Origin of the sequence: Bacillus sp. FSL K6-2819, assembly GCF_038008305.1 — a bacterium.
GTDB lineage: Bacteria > Bacillota > Bacilli > Bacillales > Bacillaceae > Bacillus > Bacillus amyloliquefaciens.
Genome location: NZ_JBBOYV010000001.1, coordinates 1,293,643 through 1,310,682, shown reverse-complemented (window position 1 = coordinate 1,310,682; position 17,040 = coordinate 1,293,643). Strand labels below are relative to the sequence as shown.

The 17,040-nt window shown below is 47.3% G+C and carries 15 protein-coding genes and 2 riboswitches; of the genes, 8 read left to right on the top strand and 7 right to left on the bottom strand.

Going from position 1 to position 17,040, the window contains the following annotated elements; genetic code table 11:
* Positions 1 to 37: 37 nt before the first annotated feature.
* Complete coding sequence (locus MHH91_RS06930) at positions 38 to 1,300, bottom strand: glycosyl hydrolase family 18 protein (protein ID WP_014471728.1); 1,263 nt, start codon at positions 1,298 to 1,300, stop codon at positions 38 to 40.
* Positions 1,301 to 1,460: 160 nt separating this feature from the next.
* Positions 1,461 to 1,574, top strand: a riboswitch (TPP riboswitch).
* A 181-nt stretch (positions 1,575 to 1,755) separates the two neighbouring features.
* Between MHH91_RS06930 and MHH91_RS06925 the strand changes: the two genes are divergently transcribed.
* The 3 genes from MHH91_RS06925 to MHH91_RS06915 are packed head-to-tail and all read left to right on the top strand — an operon-like array spanning position 1,756 to position 4,715.
* The gene (locus MHH91_RS06925; RefSeq protein WP_013352005.1) at positions 1,756 to 2,355 is read left to right on the top strand and encodes an ECF transporter S component; all 600 of its coding nucleotides are present in this window, start codon (positions 1,756 to 1,758) and stop codon (positions 2,353 to 2,355) included.
* Positions 2,342 to 3,979 carry an ABC transporter ATP-binding protein gene (locus MHH91_RS06920; protein WP_013352004.1) on the top strand — a complete coding sequence of 546 codons (1,638 nt, stop codon included), beginning with the start codon at positions 2,342 to 2,344 and terminating at the stop codon, positions 3,977 to 3,979. The genes MHH91_RS06925 and MHH91_RS06920 overlap by 14 nt, the downstream gene beginning before the upstream one ends.
* Entirely contained in the window at positions 3,954 to 4,715 is a 762-nt protein-coding gene (locus MHH91_RS06915; protein WP_013352003.1) for an energy-coupling factor transporter transmembrane component T family protein, read from the top strand. Before MHH91_RS06920 ends, MHH91_RS06915 begins: the two co-directional genes overlap by 26 nt.
* Before the next feature lie 45 nt (positions 4,716 to 4,760).
* Here MHH91_RS06915 and MHH91_RS06910 read toward each other — a convergent pair whose 3' ends face one another.
* Positions 4,761 to 5,594 (bottom strand): STAS domain-containing protein, encoded by an 834-nt coding sequence (locus MHH91_RS06910; RefSeq protein ID WP_014471726.1) that lies wholly within the window; start codon positions 5,592 to 5,594, stop codon positions 4,761 to 4,763.
* A 220-nt stretch (positions 5,595 to 5,814) separates the two neighbouring features.
* Between MHH91_RS06910 and MHH91_RS06905 the strand changes: the two genes are divergently transcribed.
* Positions 5,815 to 6,774: a S8 family peptidase gene (locus tag MHH91_RS06905; RefSeq protein WP_013352001.1), complete on the top strand. Its 960-nt coding sequence runs from the start codon at positions 5,815 to 5,817 to the stop codon at positions 6,772 to 6,774.
* A 140-nt stretch (positions 6,775 to 6,914) separates the two neighbouring features.
* Positions 6,915 to 7,069: riboswitch (SAM riboswitch) on the top strand.
* An 83-nt stretch (positions 7,070 to 7,152) separates the two neighbouring features.
* Positions 7,153 to 9,441, top strand: a complete 2,289-nt coding sequence (gene metE / locus MHH91_RS06900; RefSeq protein ID WP_014470481.1) for a 5-methyltetrahydropteroyltriglutamate--homocysteine S-methyltransferase — start codon at positions 7,153 to 7,155, stop codon at positions 9,439 to 9,441.
* A 48-nt stretch (positions 9,442 to 9,489) separates the two neighbouring features.
* Here metE and yeiL read toward each other — a convergent pair whose 3' ends face one another.
* On the bottom strand, positions 9,490 to 10,161 hold the full coding sequence (gene yeiL / locus MHH91_RS06895) for a transcriptional regulator YeiL (protein ID WP_013351999.1): 672 nt from the start codon (positions 10,159 to 10,161) through the stop codon (positions 9,490 to 9,492).
* A gap of 81 nt (positions 10,162 to 10,242) precedes the next feature.
* Between yeiL and MHH91_RS06890 the strand changes: the two genes are divergently transcribed.
* Together MHH91_RS06890 and MHH91_RS06880 are read left to right on the top strand one after the other, a co-directional pair.
* Positions 10,243 to 11,427, top strand: a complete 1,185-nt coding sequence (locus tag MHH91_RS06890; RefSeq protein WP_013351998.1) for an MFS transporter — start codon at positions 10,243 to 10,245, stop codon at positions 11,425 to 11,427.
* Between the two features lie 403 nt (positions 11,428 to 11,830).
* Positions 11,831 to 13,699: a BclA C-terminal domain-containing protein gene (locus tag MHH91_RS06880; protein ID WP_013351997.1), complete on the top strand. Its 1,869-nt coding sequence runs from the start codon at positions 11,831 to 11,833 to the stop codon at positions 13,697 to 13,699.
* 20 nt (positions 13,700 to 13,719) lie between these two features.
* Here MHH91_RS06880 and MHH91_RS06875 read toward each other — a convergent pair whose 3' ends face one another.
* The 4 genes from MHH91_RS06875 to MHH91_RS06860 all read right to left on the bottom strand — a co-directional run bounded on the left by MHH91_RS06875 (position 13,720) and on the right by MHH91_RS06860 (position 16,442).
* Positions 13,720 to 14,847 carry a glycosyltransferase gene (locus tag MHH91_RS06875; RefSeq protein ID WP_013351996.1) on the bottom strand — a complete coding sequence of 376 codons (1,128 nt, stop codon included), beginning with the start codon at positions 14,845 to 14,847 and terminating at the stop codon, positions 13,720 to 13,722.
* 4 nt (positions 14,848 to 14,851) lie between these two features.
* A complete protein-coding gene (locus tag MHH91_RS06870; protein WP_013351995.1) occupies positions 14,852 to 15,325 on the bottom strand; it encodes a hypothetical protein in 474 nt (157 codons plus the stop codon).
* A gap of 21 nt (positions 15,326 to 15,346) precedes the next feature.
* Positions 15,347 to 15,892 (bottom strand): hypothetical protein, encoded by a 546-nt coding sequence (locus MHH91_RS06865; RefSeq protein ID WP_013351994.1) that lies wholly within the window; start codon positions 15,890 to 15,892, stop codon positions 15,347 to 15,349.
* 139 nt (positions 15,893 to 16,031) lie between these two features.
* Entirely contained in the window at positions 16,032 to 16,442 is a 411-nt protein-coding gene (locus tag MHH91_RS06860) for an organic hydroperoxide resistance protein (RefSeq protein WP_013351993.1), read from the bottom strand.
* Positions 16,443 to 16,517: 75 nt separating this feature from the next.
* Here MHH91_RS06860 and MHH91_RS06855 point away from each other — a divergent pair, with 75 nt between their 5' ends.
* The gene (locus MHH91_RS06855) at positions 16,518 to 17,027 is read left to right on the top strand and encodes a MarR family winged helix-turn-helix transcriptional regulator (RefSeq protein WP_013351992.1); all 510 of its coding nucleotides are present in this window, start codon (positions 16,518 to 16,520) and stop codon (positions 17,025 to 17,027) included.
* Positions 17,028 to 17,040 lie beyond the last annotated feature (13 nt).

The window sequence follows — 17,040 nt, the reverse complement described above, 5'->3', positions numbered from 1 at the left end:
AGAAAAGAAAAAATCACCAGGTGAAGCGGACATACAGCTATATTTTTCGGATCGTGAAAAAGTTCCGCAGCAGCCACGGTCCCGGTTTGAAGCCGAGCGTTAACTGCCACGCACCGATCGCCTGCAGTCCGTACTGCCGCACGAGAACCATTTTTTCACTCATGCTCCGCACATCCTCAAACCATACTTCATGCGTTCTCCCATTTTCATCAGTATACCGAAAATAAGGGGAACGATCCTGCTGGGAATAACGGATCACTGATTGATGCTTCATGGCTGTTTCCATGGCGCGCTGATTGGAGATGGCGGATCCGACTGTTCCGGGGCGGTACGGAATCACCCAATCATACCCGTACAGCGGAACACCGAGAATCACTTTTCTTCTCGGTACCCTGCTGATGGCAAAATTGATGGTGTCTCTGACCTCTGTCAAAGGCGCCACGGCTCCCGGCTCACTGCCGGCGTGGTGCCAATCGTATGCCATAATAAACATATAATCGACGACAGCTCCGATTCCGCCGTAATCATATCCCCTCAGCCACGGCACTGCTTCACTTGTTTTCGCCGGAACCGATATCGTTAACGCGAGCTGGTGCTCCGAGAGCCTGGTTTTTAACTGCCGGAGAAATCCGGTAAAAAGATCCCGGTCGGCTTCTCTGCCCCGTTCAAAATCAATATTTACACCGCCGTATCCCTTTCTTACAGTCAAATAGACGATATTGTTGACGAGGTTCGTTCTCGCCGTCGGGTTTTGCAGGACTTGATGAGCTAATTCCGGGCTGAATCCTCCTTCTGTCAGATTCGTGATGACGGCAAGCGGCCGCACTCTGTTTTGCCATGTGGTTTCTATCGCGGTTCTGTCGTTTAAATCATTAATGATATCTCCGTTCGGGCCAAAATGATATTCAAACAAAGAAATCGCTGATGAATAGGGCGCAAAATCATTGATTAACTCTCTGTCCGCTTCAGGTGTCCGAATGACATAAAATTGCAGGGTTCCTGCCAGATAGTTAGATATATCAGGAATCTTCACTTTCATACCCGGCCGCAGCCGGTTCGGCTGAATATCCGGGTTTGCCTGCATCAGCTGCATCTGCGACACATAGGCCTTACTTGCGATAACGGCATACGTATCATTCGGCTGAACCGTATATTCATTAAGAGGGATCAAAAGCGCCTGCCCCGGAACGATATTCGTTTCCTCAAGCCCGTTGACGCTTCTGATGCTGTCAACAGGATATCCGTACTTTCTGCTGATGGAAAATAGCGAGTCGCCAGACTGCACTGTATGAACAAACATAGATGTCCTCCGTTTCCTTTTGATCAAAAGGGCGTGATATACACTCTTCTTATCTTTATGAATGATCATCCGTTCCGATTCCAAACTCTCTTTTCGAGAAAGGCTGTTTACAAATCAGACATGATCAACTATGATGATGTCATCATAAAAAACTGTATAGGAAACGCACTAGGGGTGCTGTTATCGGCTGAGATAAAACATGCGGCAAGCGTGTTTTGATCCCTTATAACCCGATCTGGATAATACCAGCGTGGGGAAGTGCAGATTGACCGGAGCGCGGGTTCTTTTCCATGCGTTTTCGTTCTGCTGCTGCATATTCCCTCGGATATGCAGTTTTTTATTTTTCATTAAAAAACGGGGGAGGACACCGCATTATGAAACGGAATATGAACCGCCTGTAACAAAATCAACTCTTTCATACATAGGACTATCCGATAAGAAAGCAGGAGATCAGAATGAAAAATTGGAAAATGAGAGAAATTGTCGTCATGTCCGTCATCAGTGTTGTATTCGCTGTCATTTATTTATTATCAACTCATGCAAGCAATATAGCGGCAGGGTTTTTCGGCCGGATGAGCTACGAACCGATTTACGGCATTTGGTTTATCGTCTCGGTGATTGCCGCGTACATTATTCAAAAACCGGGTGCGGCGCTCGTTTCTGAAATCATCGCCGCGTTTGTGGAATGCTTACTCGGAAATCCGTCAGGACCGATGGTGATTCTGATCGGCATCGCACAGGGAATCGGGGCGGAAGCGGTCTTTTTAGCGACACGCTGGCGGATTTATACCCTGCCTGTGCTTCTTTTATCCGGTATGGGATCTTCTGTAACGAGCTTCATTTATGATTTGTTCGTTTCCGGATACTCTGTTTTGAACCCGGGTTTATTAACCGTCATGCTTCTCATCCGTTTGGTCTCAGGCGCGCTTCTTGCCGGCCTTCTCGGCAAAGCAATCAGTGATGCGCTGGCTTACACGGGAGTGCTGAACGGCATGGCGCTCGGAAAAGAATTGAAGAAGAAAAAGAAACAGGTGAACCAAGATGCAGGCATTTGAACCCCTTCTATCAGCCCGCCGTCTCACCTTTTCTTATGATGAGGATGAGAAGCCGATTTTTCAAAACGTGTCATTTCAGCTCCGCAAAGGAGAGCGGGCTTTATTGCTCGGACCGAGCGGATGCGGCAAAAGCTCGCTCGCCCTTTGTTTAAACGGCCTGTACCCGGAAGCCTGTGATGCGGTTCAAACGGGAACCGTTTCCTTAAACGGAACACCGCTTTCAAACTTGGCAGGACCCGCCGCTGCATCCATCGGCGTAGTGTTTCAAGATCCCGATCAGCAGTTTTGCATGCTGACGGTTGAAGATGAAATAGCCTTCGGTCTGGAAAATTTGCAATATACAAAAGAAGATATGGATACCATCATTGATGACGTTTTGGAAAAATTAGAAATCACTCATCTGAAAACACGAACGATCGCCTCGCTGTCAGGCGGTTCAAAACAAAAAGTGGCGCTCGCCTGTATCATTGCGATGGATCCGGAACTCATTATTTTGGACGAACCGACGGCACAGCTTGATCCATATTCCGTCCGTGAATTTGTGCGGCTGATCAAAGAACTTCAAGCCAAAAGAAACTTCGGCCTTCTCGTAATCGAGCATCAGCTTGATCATTGGGTTCCGTGGATGGACAGGACGATTGTCCTTGACGAAACCGGTCAGATAGTGATGGACGGAGAGACGGACGCTGTCTTTGAAACAAAGCTTGAAGAGCTGACGCGGCTCGGCATTCCGATTCCGCGGGTAATCCCATTGCAGAAATACGTCAACATTCCTTTTACATTGTGCAAAGAAAGCCTGTTTCATAAACCTGTACCGGCTCTTCCCTGCCCCCGGGCCGCCGCGCTTTCGGCAGAGGATGCACTGAGTGTTCACGGGCTGTCATGCAAAAGAGGAACGGATGTCATTTTTCAGGATGTGAGCTTTTCCGTAAAAAAAGGGTCAATTACTGCGATTGCCGGCCCTAACGGAACAGGAAAGTCCACGCTCCTGTCCGCCGCGGCCAAGCTCATCCGTCCTGTGAGCGGAGACATCAAAATAGACGGCAGACCGATAGATTCCTATTCAGAAAAAGAGCTTCGGCGCCTGATGGGATATGTTTTCCAAAACCCTGAACACCAGTTTGTCACAGATTCTGTTATTAACGAGCTGCTGTTCGGCTTTGAAGACGGCAATGCCGCAAAGGAGAAAGCTCTTCAGCTGTTAACCCGGTTCGGCCTGAGACGCCATGCCTCACAGCATCCGTTTTCTTTAAGCCAAGGACAAAAACGCAGGCTCAGCGTCGCGACGATGCTTATGCACAATGTGAAAGTTTTGCTGCTTGATGAACCGACTTTCGGGCAGGACGCAAAAACGGCGCGTGAGTGTATGCTGATGCTGCGGGAGATTCAAAAGGAAGGAACGGCTGTTTTGATGGTGACACATGATATGGAGCTCGTCTCAGATTATGCGGACACGATCCTTGTGCTCTGCGGCACGAAGCTGGTATACCGCGGAACTCCCGATTCTTTGTTTACTGATCATATCGGAACCGCGGAGCGGGCGCATTTAGCTTTGCCGCTGCGGTATGAATGGATGAAACAGGACAGGAGGCGGAGAAATGAACGTGCGGCTGGAAGCTGTTAACCCGTCCATTAAGGCGGCGGCTGTTTTGTTATGCGTGGTTATGCTGTCGTTTATTTATAATCCGTACACCCCAGCTGTGTTTTATATCATCATTGCGGGAGGCGTCCTCTTGGCGGGAAGCGTGCCGCTGAAAAAATGGCTGCTGTTTACGATTCCGTTTGTCATTCTTGCCTTTGGTTCTTTATGGACCGCCGCCGTATTCGGAAACGTCCCGACAACCGGAAGCAATCTGCTGTTTAAGCTCGGGCCGATTGCCGTCAACAGTGCCAACGCGGCGCTCGGGATTTCTATCGCGTTTCGTATTTTATGTTTTTCCGCTTTGTCGATGATGTTTCTTTTCACAACCGATCCGATTCTGTTTATGCTCAGTCTGATTCAGCAGTGTAAGCTCCCGCCGAAGCTTGCCTACGGCGTTATCGCCGGGTTCCGGTTTCTCCCTCTTCTGAAAGATGAAATCCTGATCATCCGGCAGGCGCACAGAATCAGAGGCGCGGCGTCTGATTCCGGGCTGAAAGGAAAGATCTCCGCCTTCAGACGCTTCACCATTCCGCTTTTGGCAGGCGCAATCAGAAAGGCGGAACGAACAGCGATCGCGATGGAGTCTAAAGGCTTTACGGGCAGCCGAAACCGCACATTTTACAGAACGGTTACTGTGCGCCGCGCCGATTGGTTCTTTTTCCTGCTCGTGCTTCTGTTATTCGGCGCGAGCTGTCTCGTTTCACTGTTGTTTTTATAAAAACAGGCCGCCGGAGTGATTCGGCAGCCTGTTTTGTTATGTATGTTACTGATGGTAATTAAGAGCCTGAGCGAGGTTGGATTTGATCGTAATATCTGAGAAATTAATACCGAGCTGTACGGCGGTTTGGGCAATTTCCGGCCTGATTCCGGATAAAGTGGACGTAACGCCGATCAGATTCAGCGCCTCAATTAATTTAAAAATCTGGTGCGCCACCATCGTATCGACAACGACTACGCCTGACAAGTCAATTAACAGATGCTCAATCAGCCGATCCGCACATGTGCTCAGCGTATTTTCCAGAATGAATTTGGCGCGCTCCGTGTCAATATCTCCGACAAGCGGCAGAAGCGCCGTCCGTTTGCTCAGTGTAATAACCGGCGAGCTTAACTCTAAAATCATTTCTCTTTGCGCATTCAGCTGCATTTTTGAATTATGCTCGGCATGATCGACAAACTTGTATATTGTAAAATCAAATACTTGGACAATTAAATCCTCCCATCTCTTCCTTTCTCCCTCAGCAAACGCGGATTCATGTTCATCGGCAAACGCGTCATAATAACTGATATACAGCCTCCGGTTTCTCATGAATTCACGGACAACGTACTGGACGGGAGTATCCAGATGCTTCTGGTCTTTCGCAAGCTCAATCACCCACTGCTCGAACTCTTCTAAAAATTCTTTTTCCGGCATGATATACATGTTATTAATATGCCGATAAAATTCTTTATCCTGCTCCTTCAGTTCTTCTCTGATGACGGGATTTGTCAAAGAATAAATTGAATTCGGATCCGAATCTTCCATCGTTTCGATCCAATCTTCCGTAATTTGATCAACCTGTCCTGAAAAATAGTCGTATAATGCTTCACTTATCTTCATACCTCTTCTCCTTTCCCATTTTCCAATTATAGCGTTACCGGGTGATGAATCAAAATGAAAGCTGTTAAACTATCCATTTATTTGAAATTTTTTAGTGCGATAGATTGCGCCTTTTTTATGAAAATGCTTCAAATGACTCTTTCCGCGCGGCAGGCTCTGCCATAAAATAGTAGCAACACCCTTGAATCCACTCGCAAGCATAAAAAAGGAGGGCTTTTTTATGAATGGTGAAATGCGGTTGATTCCTTATGTCACGGATGAGCAAATCATGGATGTGAACGAGCTTCCTGAGGGTATTAAAGTGATTAAGGCGCCAGAATTGTGGGCAAAAGGGTTTAAAGGCAAGGATATTAAAATCGCAGTGCTTGACACAGGCTGTGACGTTAATCATCCTGATTTGAAAGACCGGATTATCGGCGGGAAAAACTTCACCGATGATGACGGAGGCAAAGAAGACGCGTTTTCCGATTACAACGGACACGGGACACATGTTTCCGGAACGATTGCCGCCAATGATTCAAACGGCGGAATTTCGGGAGTTGCGCCGGAAGCGAGCCTTTTAATCGTGAAAGTTCTCGGCGGTCAAAACGGCAGCGGAAAATACGAATGGATCATTAACGGCATCAACTACGCTGTTGAACAAAAGGCTGATATCATTTCTATGTCACTCGGCGGGCCGAGCGATGTGCCTGAACTGAAAGAAGCCGTCACAAATGCGGTAAAAAGCGGTGTACTGGTCGTTTGCGCAGCAGGAAACGAAGGCGACGGAGACGAGCGGACAGAGGAACTGTCGTATCCGGCCGCTTACAACGAAGTAATTGCCGTCGGATCAGTCTCAGTCGCGCGAAAATCGTCAGAATTTTCAAACGCAAATAAAGAGATTGACCTGGTGGCTCCCGGCGAAAACATTCTCTCCACCCTTCCCAACCATAAATACGGGAAGCTGACGGGCACTTCGATGGCCGCCCCGCATGTGAGCGGAGCGCTTGCCTTAATAAAAGGGCTTGAACAGGCCTCGTTTCAGCGGACGCTTTCTGAGGCAGAAGTTTACGCCCAACTTGTGCGGCGGACCCTTCCCTTGGATATCGCCAAAACATTGGCCGGGAACGGATTTCTGTATTTAGACGCGCCTGATGTGCTGATGGAAAAAGCCGAACAGGCACAGCTGCTGTCTTTCTGATATGTTTCTCATATAATGATTGATCAGCTTGTCACATCATCAATTTTTTAAAATGTGAGATTTTCTATTGACAGTGATCTGAATAAGCTGATAAGATAACCAACAAATGATGTAACTTTTCAAAAAAATTGAAATATTTTCTCTTATCGAGAGTTGGGCGAGGGATTGGCCTTTTGACCCCAACAGCAACCGACCGTAATTCCATTGTGAAATGGGGCGCGTGATTTTTGCGCCGAGACGATTGTCTCTTAAGGCACGGTGCTAATTCCATCAGACGTGATCTGAGAGATAAGAGAGGCTTACATTTTGATGTTAAAGCCTCTTTCTCTCATGAGAAAGAGGCTTTTTTGTTACATCTCACTTAAAGGAGGAGACTTAATGACAACTATTAAAACTTCGAATCTTGGTTTTCCGAGAATCGGCTTGAACAGAGAATGGAAAAAAGCGCTTGAAGCTTATTGGAAAGGAAAAACTGATAAAGAAACGTTTCTTAAAGAGCTTGACGGTTTATTCTTATCAGCTGTCAAAACACAGCTTGACCAAAATATTGATATTGTGCCGGTCTCTGATTTCACCCATTATGACCATGTGCTCGATACAGCCGTCAGCTTTAACTGGATTCCGAAAAGATTCCGCAGCATTACGGACCCCATTGATACATATTTCGCGATTGCCCGCGGTGTAAAAGACGCCGTTTCCAGTGAAATGACGAAATGGTTTAATACCAACTACCATTACATCGTTCCTGAATATGACGAAAGCATTGAATTCCGTCTGACGAGAAACAAACAGCTTGACGACTACCGCCGGATCAAAGAAGAATTCGGAGTGGAAACGAAACCCGTCATTGTCGGTCCGTACACATTTGTCACGCTTGCGAAAGGTTACGAAGAATCAGAAGCAAAAGCGATTCAAAAGCGCCTTGTCCCTCTTTATGTTCAGCTGCTGAAAGAGCTTGAAGCAGAAGGCGTCAAATGGGTTCAGATTGATGAGCCAGCCCTTGTGACAGCTTCTTCTGAAGATGTCCGCGCCGCAAAAGAACTCTATGAATCGATCACAAAAGAGCTTTCAGGGCTGAACGTCCTTTTACAGACATACTTTGATTCGGTCGATGCGTATGAAGAACTTGTTTCTTATCCTGTACAGGGAATCGGGCTTGATTTCGTGCATGATAAAGGCAGAAACCTGGAGCAATTGAAAAAACACGGCTTCCCGAAAGATAAAGTGCTGGCAGCGGGTGTGATTGACGGCCGCAATATTTGGAAAATCGATGCTGAAGAACGCCTTGATGCGACTCTTGATATCCTCAGCCACGCTGACATAGAGGAATTATGGATTCAGCCTTCAAGCAGCCTTCTGCACGTCCCGGTGGCAAAACACCCTGACGAACATCTTGAAAAAGATCTGCTGAACGGCCTGTCATACGCTAAAGAAAAGTTGGCGGAACTCGGTGTCTTAAAAGAAGGCCTCCTGTCCGGCAAAGCGGCCGTCAGTGCGCAGATCGAAGAGTCCAAAGCGGCACTGAAAGCACTGAAAGCTTTCGCAACAGGGGCGAACTCAGCTCAAAAAGAAGAACTGAATCAGCTGACGGAAAAAGATTTCTCCCGTCCTGCAAGCTTTGAGGAACGATTGGCGCTGCAAAATGAATCACTCGGTCTTCCCCTTCTGCCGACGACGACAATCGGAAGCTTCCCTCAATCTGCTGAAGTGCGGAGCGCACGCCAAAAATGGCGAAAAAAAGAGTGGACGGACGAACAATACCAAGCCTTTATTAATGCGGAAACGAAGCGCTGGGTTGACATTCAGGAAGAAATCGGGTTAGATGTGCTCGTTCACGGAGAATTTGAACGGACGGACATGGTAGAATACTTCGGTGAAAAACTGGCCGGATTCGCCTTTACGAAATATGCATGGGTGCAGTCTTACGGTTCACGCTGCGTACGTCCGCCTGTCATTTTCGGAGATGTCGAATTTATCGAACCGATGACGGTAAAAGATACGCTCTACGCCCAATCGCTGACGGAAAAGCATATGAAAGGCATGCTGACTGGACCTGTCACCATTTTAAACTGGTCATTCCCGCGCGTGGATATTTCAAGAAAAGAAATCGCCTTCCAGATCGGGCTTGCCCTCAGAAAAGAAGTTAAAGCGCTTGAAGATGCAGGTATTCAGATTATCCAAGTCGATGAACCTGCGCTCCGCGAAGGGCTGCCGTTAAAAACGCAGGATTGGGATGAATATTTAACTTGGGCCGCAGAAGCATTCCGATTAACGACGTCTTCTGTGAAAAATGAGACGCAGATTCATACGCATATGTGTTACAGCAACTTTGAAGATATCGTAGATACGATCAATGATCTTGACGCGGATGTCATTACAATCGAACACAGCAGAAGCCACGGAGGATTTTTAGAGTACCTGAAAGAACATCCATACGTAAAAGGCCTCGGACTCGGTGTATACGACATTCACAGCCCGCGTGTGCCGGCTACTGAAGAAATCTATCAAATTATCGATGACGCGCTTGAAGTGTGTCCTACAGACCGCTTCTGGGTAAACCCGGACTGCGGACTGAAAACAAGACAGCAGGAAGAAACCGTTGCGGCATTGAAAAATATGGTCGACGCTGCGAAACAGGCACGAAAAAAACAAGCTCAGCTTGTATAATAAAAAACAGCCATCCCTGATTTGCGGATGGCTGTTTTTTTTGCCTCGTTACTTATTTTTCAGCGCCTCTGCAAGTTCATACAGCGAATCATGCCGCTTAATTTGATAGCCCCGCCCTTCTTTCTGCAAATACCCTTTTTGGCAGAATTGCGTCAGTACATGTAAAAGATGACGGTAAGATACACCTAAATAATCACAAACCGTTATGTGCTTCTCTTTATAAAATCCTTCATAAGCCGTTTGCAAAATAAAATCGGCAAGCCGGTTTTCAAGCGGGAACGCCAGACTTTGTGAATACTTTGAAGCCATAAGTGTCGCCTTTATACTTAAAAACTTAGCCAATTCACGCAGGAATTTCGCATCCTGAAGCAATTGCGTGCGGCAGCGGTCAATCGGCAGAGCAAAACAAACAGTCTTCGCTGAGGCCTGAATTCCTTTTGTGTAATACACTTCATGTAATAGTTCCATTTCTCCGATATAATCATTTTTGTTGATAAAATTAATTAACGATACTTTCCCGTTTTGATGGGTTACATATATTTTCGCTTTTCCTTCAATCACGTAAAACAGGAAATCCGGCCTCATGCCCTCTTGAATCATCCATTCATCCCGCTGATATTCGCGCACTTCCATATACTCTTCCGCCGGAAAAGAAAATAAATGCGCGATTGAGTGTTTTTCTAAGTGGTGCCGCTTTTTCTCACCTTTATAAATTTCCATCTTCCACCCCAAAAATATGAGATATCTCATATTGTCTTTACGTCTTTACATGATAACATGCCAATTAAAGGAGGAACGGGAATGAACGCATATCGCTGGATGAGTCTGCATTTTTTTAGTTTTTTTATGACATGGGGAGTTTTCCTTCCCTATTGGACGGGATGGATGGTGCATATAAAAGGGATTTCCGTATCCGAAGCCAGTTTCATTATGAGCTTAGGCCTGACAGCAAGAGGAATTTCCACATTACTTTTCTTTCCTTATTTATCAGGGAAATTCAGCAGCAAAGCCTTACTGAATGGCGCCAGAATCGGTACGTTTCTTGCACTTTTATGTTATATTCCGGCTGATTCTTTCCCAAGCCTGCTTCTTGTCACATTAGGACTGCATGTGTTTTACCCGGCTTTGATGCCTGCTTTAGACAGCGCTTGCGGCGTCCTTGTACAGCATAACGAGTTAAAGGATTACGGGACCAGCCGCCAGTGGGGGTCCGCCGGATTCGTGTCAGCCGGCATTATCCTGTCCGTCTTTACAGGCATGTTTGGGGATCAAGTGATTTTATGGGCACTGCTTTTAGGCACTCTGATATTCGTATGCCTCGGCTTTATGCATGCCCCTGCTGTTCTTTCAAAACGGCCGGAAACAGACCGCGCAAAAAAAGAGGGCATGCTTTCCTTATTTCGCGTCAAACATTTCGGTCTGGTGCTCGCAATCGTCATCTTATTGCAGGCGGCACATGCATCTTACTACAATTACGGTTATCTCTTTTTGCAAGAAATCCATGCACCCGCATATGCAATAGGGATCATCATCAACATCGCCGTTATCGCGGAGATCATCTTCTTTGCAATCGCTGACCGATGCTTTCATCAATTTTCGGCAGGCTCTTTGCTCGCCATGGCGGCGCTTGGTGCAACCGTACGCTGGATACTGGTATTTGCCTTCCCGCATGTCATCATTTTCTGTATTGCGCAGACGCTGCATGCATGTTCATTCGCGATGGGACACTATGCATTTATGAAATACTTAATTAAGAATATTTCACCTGCGCAAATCCCGAAAGCCCAAGGCATGTATTCCGCGCTGGCGCTCAGCTGGAGCACAGCGGTATTTACCATTTTCGGAGGTTTTCTATACGAAATCGAACCTAGGTATGCCTTTATCGGAATGATTGTTTGTACGATCCCTTCTATGCTTCTTGCACTTTTATACAGGAAACTGGAAATGAAAAAGAAAGTTTTTATCGGAAACGCACAAGATATATAGCCAAAGCTTTCTGTATATATTTGATCTAATTTCCTGCATTCGATCAACTCGGAGGAACATGGGATGAATCAGCATACTTCATTTTTAAAACGGGCGGTCACACTTGGAGTTGAGAGCGTGAACAATTGGACATCAAGCAGCGATCCGGGATGCGTGCCGGACGCTTCAAACAGATCAGCTTGACGATTGTGTGATTTACACAAGCTGTGAACCGTGCCCTTAGAAAAACCTGCTCAAAGCGCGCAGGTTTATTTTTTTGTTTGCAATTGTCTAATTAAAGTAATCGGCTCAGAAACTTGGACAGAACAAGTGAATATATTGATACCGTACTGCTTTACGCTTTTTTTCGGGAAACTTTGTACGTAATGAAGAAATTTTCAACCAACTCATAAGGAGGGACGTTGTGTCACAGCCTAATTTACCGAATATCACCCCTGTCGTTACACTTTCCAGAGACGATACCATTAATCTTCTTCTGTCGGCAATTGCTATGGAAGAACTGGGAATGGCACATATTCTGAATGCGGAAGGGGAAAAAATCCAATACGCGCTCGGAACGATTCCCGGCTTAACTGGGCCGCCGTCAAGTCTTGCGGATATTCTGAACTTGAACGAGAGCGTCCGTGATACGCTTGACAGCTTAATGAAACAGGAGCTTCTTCTCGGTTCAAAATTGGACAGTATCTCAAATATTCCTACACTGGCGGGGCCGACAGGGGCTACGGGACCGACGGGACCAGCCGGCGGACCCACTGGCCCGACTGGAGCAATCGGGCCGGCCGGAGCTACGGGGCCAACCGGGCCGACCGGGCCGACAGGGGTCACCGGTGCGGGTCTTCAAGGGATTATCGCTTTTAATCCGTTAATTGCCCCTACTTATACACCCGGGCAGGTTGTCCTGTATAACGGCAGCTCCTATGTCGTGAACACAGCTTCGCCTGCCGGGGTTCCGGATACGTCTGCCGATTATACGCTTTTAGCTGCCGCAGGGCCGACCGGGCCGACTGGACCAACGGGCGCTACAGGAGCCGGATTGACAGGACTGACAGCTTTTGACCCTGCGGCTGCACCTTTTTATACGGCGGGGCAGGTTGTATTGTATGAGGGTGCTTCTTATGTCGTAAATATCGATAACCCCTCAGGCATCCCCGGGATATCGCCGGACTATACACTGCTTGCCGCCGCAGGGCCGACCGGGCCAACTGGTGTTACCGGCGCCGGACTGCAGGGCATCGTGCCGTTTGATCCCCTCGCCGCTCCTTCGTATACTGCCGGACAGACCGTTACGTTCAACGGCAGCTCTTACGTCGCAAACGTAAACAGCCCGGCGGGAACCCCTGGAGCTTCAGCTGACTATACACTTTTAGCCGCGACAGGAACAGCTGGTGCTACCGGAGGCTCCGGGCCGACCGGGATTACTGGTGTTACAGGAACCACCGGACCGACTGGAGTCACCGGCGTTACCGGAGCCACTGGACCGACCGGAGGCACTGGCGTTACCGGAACCACTGGGCCGACCGGAATCACTGGTGCTGCTGGAGCCACCGGACCGACTGGAGTCACCGGCGTTACTGGTGACACTGGGTCGACCGGAGCCACTGGTGCTACGGGTGTCACCGGGCCGACTGGAATCACCGGTGCTACCGGAGCCACCGGGCCAACTGGAATCACCGGCGTTACTGGTGACACTGGACCGACCGGGATTACTGGCGTTACTGGTGACACTGGGCCGACTGGAATCACTGGTGCTACCGGAGCCACCGGGCCGACTGGAGGCACTGGCGTTACCGGAGCCACTGGACCGACTGGATTTACTGGCGCTACCGGAGGCTCCGGGCCGACCGGGATCACCGGCGTTACCGGAGCCACTGGACCGACCGGGATTACTGGCGTTACGGGCGGCGGTATTGTCGCAGTTGTTGTCGGCGGCACAACCATTTCCTTGCCGAATGATCAAAACCTTTCCGCAGATATTACGGCTAATGCTGCAAATACTGTGTTTACCGTTGCTCCGGCAGGACGATACTATATCTCCTACCATATTAATTTAACGGCCGGCCTGCTTGTCAGTTCACGGGTCTTGATTAACGGCACTCCATTTACAAGTTCAATTATTGCACCGGTCGCGTCATTGGCAAACTTCAATAACTCCTTCATTGTGACTTTGGCAGCAGACAGCACCATCCAGCTCCAGCTGTTCGGATTATTGGGTGCGGCGACATTGCTTGGAGGGAGTGTCGGTGCAGCATTAAACATCATTCGATTATCTTAATGGAACATGCAAAAAAAGGATCAGGCGTTTGTCCGCTGATCCTTTTTTAATTGAGACAGAAGTTCTTGTGCGGGTTTATATTGAGGATTAGATTTCACAGATTTTTTGGCGTAAGCGATGGCCGTCATATCATGGTTTAATTCAGCATGACATTTCGCCATATAATAAAAAGCTCTGAAATCGGCGGCTCCTTTTAAAATTAAGTGATCAGGGTTTTCCTCTTCAATCCGTGTCCCGTTTTCAAATGCTTTGATTGCCGCTCTGTACTTCTCCAGATGATATAATACAAGACCTTTATAATAATGAAGATTACTGTAATCAGGATAAAGCCTGAGCACCTTTTCAATCCCCTGCTCGGCTTCTTCATACCGTTTGAGCTCAAGCAATATTGTATATTTTAAATTATACAAGAGAGACGGAGGCATTCGGTTTTCACTTAAAAATTGAAAAATTGAGCCGTTTACAAGATGTAATGCTTTTTCATAGTCTTTTATTCTGTAACATTCACTTGCCAAATGATAAATAAGCCACGGATCAGGAGTTTCCTCTGAAAGCTCTTCATTTAAAATGCTGATATTCCGTTTATGTTTTTGTTTGATCTTTTCTTCCTGCTCCAAATAGCCGTAGTGATGAATCACACAAGGAAGCGTAAAAAAAGTATTGTTTTCTTCCTCATTGGAAGACATGATATTTTCGTGAATTCTGCCTTGATACAAAAGGCCTTCATGATTGCGGAACAGTCTCGGCTGCATGCTTTCAAAGGCTTCATTTTCATCCAGCTGTTTTCCCGTATAATTGATAATCTTCAAAAGGCCCCGGCTCGGTAATTCGTCATGAAGCAGCGAAGTTAAAAAGCGGCCCGTCTCCTGATCGAGCTCTTCATCCGCGTCAAGCATTAAAATCCAATCCCCTTCGGCATGCTGCAGACCGTAATTTCTCGCCTTTGCGAAATCATTCTCCCATTCTAAATCAAACACTCTGGCTTGAAAGCTTTTGCAGATATCTTTTGTATTATCTTGTGATCCGGTGTCTACGATAACAATCTCATCAGCAATATCTTGTACACTTGATAAACAGCGGGAGATATATCTCTCCTCGTTTTTTACAATCATGCAAAGCGTCAGTTTACATTCAGCATTTCCGCTCATTTTCTCACCTTTCCCGCTTTTGGAGTTGTCGATTGAACCAAGGCCGTTCAGGAGTGCCGTTCATCGTTACGATGACAGGTCTCACCCATCTGACGGCAGGTTCGGCAGATGAAGCTGTATTCCATTCCTGCCATTCCTGAAGCTGCCTGACCGCCCGCTTCGTAATGGGATGCGCCCGGAATTCGCGCGGGCTTTCAGAAATGAATTTTTTTGTTCGTTCTGTCACTGTTTTCATTTCATGAAAGTGCCGCTCATACATCCGCTCCTGCTCTCTTTCCAGGCTGATCATTAAAAACAGCCGCCCGCCTGTTTCCATCTGCCAGCGGCACAATGCGGAGAACAGCCTGATTTCTTCCTTGTAATTTGAACCCCTTCTTTTATCAACGGTCACAGATAATATATTTAACAGCGCAATCGTGAGACAATGCATGGCTTCAAAAGATGTCTGTTTCGCTTTTGCGATGCTTGGATACGGCATATGCTTCACCCGTCTCTTTCTTTATGAACGCTCCCCGCCTTTCCTCTTCCATCCGCATTCCTCACAATCCTCGCACTCACAGCAGCCAATGCGGCCGTAGAACAGGCCGTCACACGGATCTTCAGGTGAAGGATTCGGAAAACACGGATCACATGGGCCGCTTGAATCGTCGCACGGATCATCCGGTTCGCAGGGATCATCCGGATCCCACGGGTCATCTGGGTCGTCCGGATCGCCCGGGTCACTCGGATGACTTGGGTCGCTCGGATCCATACAGGCCTCAGAATCCTGTAAGTAGATAATGTCCTCGAGTTTCGTCTGCAAAAGGAGCTGGGATTTCATGACGGTGCGCAGAAGCCGTTCGGTGCTTCTATTGATTGCTGACAATTCCCCTAAAGAGGGATCGCCGGAAGCGCCGAGAAAGGTTTGAATTCTTTCTGCTTCCGCCTGCAGAATATGGGATAATCCGATTTCTTCCAGAGCCACGGATGAAAGAAGGAGGTTCAAAGTCTCACATCTGGAGAGTGTAATGTCGGGGGTGATGTTCGGTATGTTTGGAAGAGACATCGATTTCTCCCTCGTTTCTCTTGGTGTCATTATGCTAAAGTGCTATATCGTATTCTTATTCCGGGAGAGAAGAGATCATTACTGATGTTTTCGTTAATAAAATATCCCGGATATAAGATCCGGGATATTCGTTCGTGCATTATTTGAGTTCAAGTTTGACGTCAACATTTCCTCTTGTTGCTTTTGAATACGGACAGAACTCGTGAGCGGCGTGTACAAGCTTCTCCGCCGTTTCTTTATCAAGGTCTTTTGTATCGATGACGAGCGTTACGCCGATTTTGTATCCGCCGTCGCTCTCATCTTTTAAAAGACTGACCTGTCCTTCAATTTCAGAGGTCATGTCGATGTTCTGTTTTTTGGCGGCGAGCTCAAGCGCTCCCCCGAAGCAGGCGGCATATCCTGCCGCAAACAGCTGTTCAGGGTTTGTGCCGGTTTCACCGTCTTTTTTTGCATTCGGCATGATGATGTCAAAATCCAACACTCCGTCTTCGGATTTAATATGTCCTGACCGTCCGCCGACTGCGGTCGCTTTTGAAGTAAATAATGCCATAATTATCAGCCTCCTCATTGTGCTTATTGTATATATTGCCCCTGCTCATATTTTTAAACATGATTGGAATAGGAAATGTGCCTTTTTTCGGCTACAATAGGGGTAACGTTAACAAACAAAGAGTTGGTGAAAGAAATTATGGCAGAAAAAGAATTTGAACATATGAAACTGGAGAATCAGCTTTGTTTTTTGTTGTATGCAAGCTCCAGAGAAATGACGAAACGGTACAAACCGCTGCTTGATAAGCTCAATGTGACCTATCCGCAATACTTGGCGCTTCTCTTATTATGGGAGCACGAAGAACTGAATGTAAAACGGATGGGTGAACTTTTGCACTTGGACTCCGGAACGCTGACACCGATGCTGAAACGGATGGAGCAGCGCGGAATCATTATGAGAAAGCGGTCGCCTGAAGACGAGCGCTCTGTGACGATCAGATTGACAGATGAAGGATGCGCCTTGCAGAAAACGGCGGCGGATATTCCCATTGCGATGCTGGAACAGACGGGACTGTCAAAAGAGGAATTAAAGCAGGTAAAGCAGGCGCTTTATGAGGTTTTGAAAACATTGCACGACGTAAAATAAGGATGCCCCGAAT

Excerpts from the sequence above, each read along its gene's own strand:
- MHH91_RS06930 (WP_014471728.1), bottom strand. The coding sequence starts at position 1,300 with ATGTTTGTTCATACAGTGCAGTCTGGCGACTCGCTATTTTCCATCAGC.
- MHH91_RS06925 (WP_013352005.1), top strand. The coding sequence starts at position 1,756 with ATGAAAAATTGGAAAATGAGAGAAATTGTCGTCATGTCCGTCATCAGT.
- MHH91_RS06920 (WP_013352004.1), top strand. The coding sequence starts at position 2,342 with ATGCAGGCATTTGAACCCCTTCTATCAGCCCGCCGTCTCACCTTTTCT.
- MHH91_RS06915 (WP_013352003.1), top strand. The coding sequence starts at position 3,954 with ATGAACGTGCGGCTGGAAGCTGTTAACCCGTCCATTAAGGCGGCGGCT.
- MHH91_RS06910 (WP_014471726.1), bottom strand. The coding sequence starts at position 5,594 with ATGAAGATAAGTGAAGCATTATACGACTATTTTTCAGGACAGGTTGAT.
- MHH91_RS06905 (WP_013352001.1), top strand. The coding sequence starts at position 5,815 with ATGAATGGTGAAATGCGGTTGATTCCTTATGTCACGGATGAGCAAATC.
- metE (WP_014470481.1), top strand. The coding sequence starts at position 7,153 with ATGACAACTATTAAAACTTCGAATCTTGGTTTTCCGAGAATCGGCTTG.
- yeiL (WP_013351999.1), bottom strand. The coding sequence starts at position 10,161 with ATGGAAATTTATAAAGGTGAGAAAAAGCGGCACCACTTAGAAAAACAC.
- MHH91_RS06890 (WP_013351998.1), top strand. The coding sequence starts at position 10,243 with ATGAACGCATATCGCTGGATGAGTCTGCATTTTTTTAGTTTTTTTATG.
- MHH91_RS06875 (WP_013351996.1), bottom strand. The coding sequence starts at position 14,847 with ATGAGCGGAAATGCTGAATGTAAACTGACGCTTTGCATGATTGTAAAA.
- MHH91_RS06870 (WP_013351995.1), bottom strand. The coding sequence starts at position 15,325 with ATGCCGTATCCAAGCATCGCAAAAGCGAAACAGACATCTTTTGAAGCC.
- MHH91_RS06865 (WP_013351994.1), bottom strand. The coding sequence starts at position 15,892 with ATGTCTCTTCCAAACATACCGAACATCACCCCCGACATTACACTCTCC.
- MHH91_RS06860 (WP_013351993.1), bottom strand. The coding sequence starts at position 16,442 with ATGGCATTATTTACTTCAAAAGCGACCGCAGTCGGCGGACGGTCAGGA.
- MHH91_RS06855 (WP_013351992.1), top strand. The coding sequence starts at position 16,518 with ATGTGCCTTTTTTCGGCTACAATAGGGGTAACGTTAACAAACAAAGAG.